At 73.2% G+C, this 6455-nt stretch carries 5 protein-coding genes; 4 read left to right on the top strand and 1 reads right to left on the bottom strand.

Features of this window, described 5'->3' with window-relative positions:
* Positions 1-328: 328 nt before the first annotated feature.
* The gene (locus tag ABZ883_RS02455; RefSeq protein WP_360900230.1) at positions 329-1828 is read right to left on the bottom strand and encodes an FUSC family protein; all 1500 of its coding nucleotides are present in this window, start codon (positions 1826-1828) and stop codon (positions 329-331) included.
* A 405-nt stretch (positions 1829-2233) separates the two neighbouring features.
* Between ABZ883_RS02455 and ABZ883_RS02450 the strand changes: the two genes are divergently transcribed.
* From ABZ883_RS02450 to ABZ883_RS02435, 4 genes are read left to right on the top strand one after another with little or no spacing between them, the layout of a single operon-like run.
* On the top strand, positions 2234-2764 hold the full coding sequence (locus tag ABZ883_RS02450; RefSeq protein ID WP_360900163.1) for a (2Fe-2S)-binding protein: 531 nt from the start codon (positions 2234-2236) through the stop codon (positions 2762-2764).
* On the top strand, positions 2751-3740 hold the full coding sequence (locus tag ABZ883_RS02445; RefSeq protein ID WP_360900160.1) for a xanthine dehydrogenase family protein subunit M: 990 nt from the start codon (positions 2751-2753) through the stop codon (positions 3738-3740). The genes ABZ883_RS02450 and ABZ883_RS02445 overlap by 14 nt, the downstream gene beginning before the upstream one ends.
* Positions 3737-5944, top strand: a complete 2208-nt coding sequence (locus ABZ883_RS02440) for a xanthine dehydrogenase family protein molybdopterin-binding subunit (protein WP_360900157.1) — start codon at positions 3737-3739, stop codon at positions 5942-5944. Before ABZ883_RS02445 ends, ABZ883_RS02440 begins: the two co-directional genes overlap by 4 nt.
* An 8-nt stretch (positions 5945-5952) precedes the next feature.
* Positions 5953-6438, top strand: a complete 486-nt coding sequence (locus tag ABZ883_RS02435) for an Lrp/AsnC family transcriptional regulator (protein WP_360900154.1) — start codon at positions 5953-5955, stop codon at positions 6436-6438.
* Positions 6439-6455: the final 17 nt, after the last annotated feature.

The following is a 6455-nucleotide window of genomic DNA, read 5'->3' as shown; positions in this document are numbered from 1 at the left end:
TCTGCCTCCTTCTTGGGTTTGTGGTGGCCGGGGGGGGGGGCGCGGCCTGCCCCCGCCGACGTCCGCTGATTCGTTCCTCCTGCACGGCGCAGAAACCTCAGCACGCCACGTACCCCCAAGACGGTTCCGCGCGGGCCGTGTCCCGTGACGGCCCGCGTGTCGGACGCGAGATGGAACCGGTCTACTGCGCGGAAGGAACGATCCATCCGGTCTTCCAGGGGTGAATACGACCCAAAACCGCGCCGGGTGTCTATGTGCGGCGCCACCGGTGATTGCTTTGCGTCACGCTTCGACAGCAGTACGTGTCGATACGGCTGCGGCTGCCGGGTCAGACCGGGACGGTGGTGCGCGGCCCGGTGCCCAGCGGCACGGCCAGACCGGTCAGGGCCGCTTCGAGCCCGTGGAGGTGGGCGAGGGCGCGCTCGGCGTGCGGGTGCCCTCCGGGGGCGCCGGAGGCGGCCGGGGGCGGCGGTCCGGGCGCCGGCGGTGCCAGGAGCCGCCGCAGGGCGGCCTCCACGCGCCGGCAGGCGGCGGTGAGGCGTTCGTCGTGGCAGGCCAGGGGGTCGGCGGCGGCTTCGGCGAGACCGGCGACCTGGCGGGCGCACTCGTCCAGGAGGGCGAGCACGGCGCGGGCGCGCGCCTTGCGGGCCCGCAGGGGGCTCAGGGGGTGCACCAGGGGCGCCACGGACAGCCGCACCCGCACGAGCAGCGCGTCCAGCTCGGCGACGTGACGGGCGAGATCCCCGGAGGCCGGTCCGCCCGCCAGGTGCCGGGCGGCCTCGCCGGTGGCATCGCGCACGGCGTGCAGGGCGCGCCGGATCCACGCGTCCGTGGCCGCGTGCGTCGTCACCGGCAGCACCGCCAGGACCGCCACGGCCGCGGCCAGCGCGCCGACGGCGGTCTCCCCCAGCCGGAGCGCGAGCAGCCCGGGACGGAGAATGCCGAGCAGTCCGTAGAGCAGCCCCGCCATGACGGTGACGAAGAACATCATCCAGCTGTACGAGACCGGGGCGCTCCAGAAGATCCCGAAGACGCACACGGCGACCAGTGCCGCGGTCGGCACGGGCGCCCCGTGCAGGGGCAGCGCGACCGCGAGGCCGCCCGCGATGCCCGCGACGGTGCCGAGCACCCGGCGGAAGCCGCGGACCAGCGTCTCGCCGCGCGACGCCGTGTTCACGAAGATCCACCAGGCGGTGCCGACCGCCCAGTACCAGCGGTCCTGCGACAGCGCCTGACCGGCCGCCACGGCGATCGCGGCCGCGAGCAGCGCCTGGAAGGCCTGCCGGGTGGTCGCACGCCGCAGCCCGCGCTCCTGCGGCAGAACGGGCACCGGGGCGGGTACGGCGCCGCGCTCGTAGCACCACACGCCGAAGCGGACGGCGGCGGCGCAGCCCAGTCCGAGCCCCATGGCCCCGTACAGCTCCGGCAGCAGCCCGGGACCGGCCCGCAGGAACTGGGCGACGAAGAACATCATGAAGGCGAAGACGCCCAGGGCGTGGCCGCGCGGCCCCCAGCGGCGCGCGTAGACGCCCGCGAAGACCACGGCCAGGAAGGCCGCGTCCCGGGCGCCGGGGACGGCGTGCAGGCAGACGGCCAGCGCCAGCACGGGGAAGCCGGCGACCGGCAGGAGCACGGTCGTCACGGCCTGGCGGGCGGGTCCCGGATCCGCCACGACGAACAGCGCGAGCAGCGCCGCCAGGCCGCCCGCGACGACAGCGGGCAGCGGCAGCCCGGCCGCGGCGGCCGAGGCGACGCCCGCGCCGATGCCGAGGACGGCGCGGGTGGCGGCGCGCAGCCGGGCCCGTCCCGGGTCGGGTGCGTGGAAGATGCGCTTGACCACGAGTGCCGTCCCGCCCCCTGCCCTGTCCGTGCTGTGCTGTCGCTGCTGTGCCGTGCTGTGCCGCTGTCCGTGCATGGCGAAGGCGCTGCGGGGACCAGGACACCGGCCTCCCGCAACGCCATCGTCCGCCTCAGACAAGCATCACCCGGGCCCGTGGCTCAACCGGCGCCCGTTGCCCTGGGCCATTGGCACACCGGCCCGGGACGCCCGTCGGGCCGGTGCCGGGCCAGTGGCCCATGCCGGACCACCCATACGGCGTATATTGCTGCAAAAGGCGGGCATACCGACACCTAACGGTTGGTTCCCGCCTTTCACGGCTCCTGACGAACCAACGCACCGGATCCGCCCCGGAAGGGGCTCCACTCGTATCCGGCCCGTCCGGAGGAGGACGCAATGAGGGACGTGGCGAGCGAGCGGGACGTGGACGACCGTCCCGCGATCATCGAGCGGGTCGTGACGCTCGACGTGAACGGCCGGTCGTACACCCTGCGCCTGGACACCCGGGTGACGCTGCTGGACGCCCTGCGGGACCGGCTGGGGCTGGTCGGCACGAAGAAGGGCTGCGACCAGGGCGCCTGCGGTGCGTGCACGGTGCATCTCGACGGCCGCAGGGTGCTGGCCTGCCTGACCCTGGCCGCCCAGGCGGAGGGCCGGGCGGTCACCACTGTCGAGGGCCTGTCCGGCAGCGAGGGGGCGCATCCGGTGCAGCGGGCGTTCATGGAGCACGACGGCTTCCAGTGCGGCTTCTGCACCCCCGGGCAGATCATGTCCGCGGTGGCGCTGACGGCGGAGGGCCGGGCCGGCTCCGACGAGGAGATCCGGGAGTTCATGAGCGGCAACCTGTGCCGCTGCGGCGCCTATCCGAACATCGTCGCCGCGATACGCGAGGCGGCGTCCGAGGGAGGTCGCGATGCGCACCTTTGAGTACGTGCGGGCCACGGCCACCCAGGAAGCGGTGCGGATGCTGGCGGACGACCCGCAGGCGTCCTGCCTGGCGGGCGGCACGACACAGCTCGACCTGATGAAGGACGGGGTGCTGGAGCCGCCGCGGCTGATCGACATCACGCGGCTCCCGCTGCACGGCATCGAGCGCCGCGGCGAGACCCTGCACGTGGGTGCGCTGGCCACCATGGAGGAGCTGGCCGCCGACGCCACGGTGGCCGAGCGGCTGCCCGTGGTGCGCGAGGCCCTGCTGCTCGGCGCGTCCGTCCAGTTGCGGAACATGGCCACCATCGGCGGCAACCTGTTGCAGCGCACAAGGTGCCGCTACTTCCGCGATCCCGGTGTCGTCGAGTGCAACAAGCGCGCTCCGGGCTCGGGTTGCGCGGCGGTGCTGGGCGCGGCACGTATGCACGCCGTGCTCGGGGTGAGCGAGCGGTGCGTCGCGCTGCACGCCTCGGATCTGGCCGTCGCCTTGGTGGCGCTCGACGCCGTCGTGCACATCCAGGGACCGTCGGGCCGCCGCAGCGTGCCGTTGACGGAGTTCTACTTCACCGCCGACGAGAGCCCCGAGCGCGAGAACGTGCTGGAGCACGCCGAACTGATCACCGAGATCGAGATCCCGCTGCCGCCACCGGCCGCCCTGTCGGGCTACCTCAAGGTGCGCGACCGGATGTCGTACGAGTTCGCCCTCACCTCGGCCGCGGTGCTGCTCGTCCTCGACGGCGGAACGATCCGCCAGGCCCGCGTCGGGCTCGGCGGGGTGGGGTCGAAGCCCTGGCGGGCCTACGAGGCCGAGCACGTGCTGACCGGCGCGCCCGCCACGACGGCCGCGTTCATGGACGCGGCCCAGGCGACGATGGGCGACGCGTGGACCCTCCCGGGCACGGCGTTCAAGGTGCCGCTCGCCCGGCGCACCCTCGTGCGCGAACTGCAGACAGTGTCAGGAGTGGCGGCATGAGCACCGTCGAAAGCAGGCCCCTGGTCGGTACGGGCATCAACCGGGTCGACGGTCCGCGCAAGGTCACCGGCACCGCTCCGTACCCGATGGACTTCAGCGTCCCGGGGCAGGTCTACGGCGCCCTGGTGCAGAGCACGATCGCCGCGGGGCGGATCGTCCGCATGCACACCGAGGCGGCCGAGACCGCCCCCGGCGTGATCAGCGTGCTCACGCACGAGAACGCCCCCGAGGTCGGGACGGGACCGGTGACGGTGCTCGGCCCCTCCCCGGCCGCGCCGCTGCGCAACGACCGGATCATCCACCAGGGCCAGCACATCGGCTTCGTGGTGGCCGAGACCCCGGAGCAGGCCACCGCGGCGGCGCGCCTGGTGCGGGCCGACTACGAGACGGCCGAGCCGCTGCTCGACCTCCAGGACCCGCGTGCCGAGCACGTGACCGACCCCTGGGGGATGGACACCTCGCGCGGCGACGCCGCCGCGGCCCTGGAGAGCGCCGAGGTGACCGTGCGCGCCACGTACACCACCCCGGACAACACCAACAACCCGCTCGGGCTGTTCGCGACGCTGGCCGCGTGGGAGGGCGACACGCTCACCGTGCACGACACCAGCCAGTGGCCCTCCATGGTGCGCACCACGCTCGCCATGGTCTTCGGCATTCCCGAGAGCTCGGTACGGGTCCTGGTGCCCTACGTCGGCGGCGGCTTCGGCGCCGGGCTGCGCGCGTGGCCGCATGTCGTCCTCACCGCGATGGCCGCCCGGGTGCTCAAGCGCCCGGTCAAACTGGTCCTGACGCGGCCGCAGATGTTCACCTCCGTCGGGCACCGCCCCCACGGCGTGCAGTGGCTCAGCCTCGGCGCCACGCGGGACGGCGTGCTGACCGCCCTCGACCACCGCAGCCTCACCTCCTTGAGCATGGAGGACAACGACTTTGAGCCCTTCACCCACGGAACTTCCTTCGCCTACCGGTGCCCCAATGTGATCACCCAGGACCGGCAGGCCAGGATGAACGTCTCCGTGCCGACGTCCATGCGCGCCCCTGCCGAGGCGCAGGGCAACTTCGCCCTGGAATGCGCCCTCGACGAACTGGCGTACACCTTGGGCATGGACCCGGTGGAACTGCGGGTGCGCAACCACACCGACGTCGACCCGCGCAACGGGCTGCCCTGGACCGGCAAGGCGATCCTGGAGTGCTACGAGGAGGGCGCGCGCCGCTTCGGCTGGTCCGAGCGGAATCCCGAGCCGCGCTCCATGCGCGAGGGGAACTGGCTCATCGGCTACGGCATGGCCAGCGCGATGTTCCCGTACTTCGCGACGCCGTGCATGGCCGAGGCGACCGTCCACCGCGACGGCAGCGCCTTTGTGCGCAGCGCGGCAACGGACATCGGCACCGGCACGTACACCGTGATGGCCCAGCTGTCCGCCGAGGAACTGGGACTGCCCCTGGAGAAGGTCCGGTTCGACCTCGGCGACTCCGACATGCCCGACTCGATGATGGCGGGTGGGTCCGGGCTGACCGGCGCGCTCGGCAACGCGGTGCACGACGCCTGCCGGCGGCTGCTGCGCTCGTTCGCGGAACTCGCGCGCGAGGACGACGAGTCGCCCCTGAAGGGCGTGAACCCCGACGACGTGGAGTGCGGCGACGGCCGGGTCTTCCCTGCCGGGCGGCCGGACCGCGGGGAGTCCTACGTCGACATCCTCGCCCGTCACGGCCTGCCCCAGCTCACGGCGACCGGGGGCAGTACCCCGCCCGTCGCCGAGGAACTGGGCATGTCCCCGGCCGGCGCCTACGGCGCGAAGTTCGCGGAGGTCCGGGTCGACGCCGACCTCGGCCTCGTCCGGGTCGCACGGGTGGTGTCCGCGATCGACGGCGGCCGCATCCTGAACGCGAAGACGGCCAGGAGCCAGATCATCGGCGGCACGGTCGGCGGTATCGGCATGGCGCTGTTCGAGGACACCGTCACCGACCCGCGCACCGGGCGCATCGCCAACGGCACCTTCGCGGACTACCTGGTGGCCGTGAACGCCGACATCCCTGACCTGGACGTGGTCTTCGTGGGCGAGCCGGACCGCGGCACCCCGACCGGCACCAAGGGTGTGGGCGAGGTCGGCCTGGTCGGCATCGCGGCCGCGATCGCCAACGCCGTGCACCATGCCACCGGAAAGCGCCTCAACCGACTCCCGATCACGCTCGACGCCCTGCTCTGAGCCGGCCCGTGCCCGCCGACGAGTTGGACGCCCGCATCCTGGTGCTGCTGCTGGAACGGCCGCGCACCAGTGTGCGCGAGTGCGCGCGGATCCTGGGGATCGCGCGCGGGACGCTGCAGGCCCGGCTGGACCGGATGGAACGGGACGGGGTGATCACGGACTACCGGCCGCACCTGTCGCCCGAGGCCCTGGGCTACCGCGTGCTCGCTTTCGTGCACCTGGAGGTGACCCAGGGGCATCTGGACGACACGGGAAAGGCGCTGGCCGCCGTGCCCGAGATCATCGAGGCCTTTTCCATCACCGGGGGCGGCGACCTGCTGACGCGCGTCGTGGCACGCGACGCCGCGCACCTGGAGGACGTCATCCAGCGGCTGATCCAGTTGCCGGGCGTCGTGCGCACCCGCACCGAAGTGGCGCTGCGGGAGCGGGTGCCGCAGCGCATGCTCCCCCTGGTGGAGGAGATCGGCAGAGCGGCGGCCACCCGTACGCCCTGATCGCGGGCTTGGCATGC

It is taken from the genome of Streptomyces sp. NPDC046977, from assembly GCF_040644455.1.
Classification (GTDB): domain Bacteria; phylum Actinomycetota; class Actinomycetes; order Streptomycetales; family Streptomycetaceae; genus Actinacidiphila.
The sequence above is the reverse complement of the archived record's forward strand: the minus strand, read 5'-3'. Positions and strand labels throughout refer to the sequence as shown.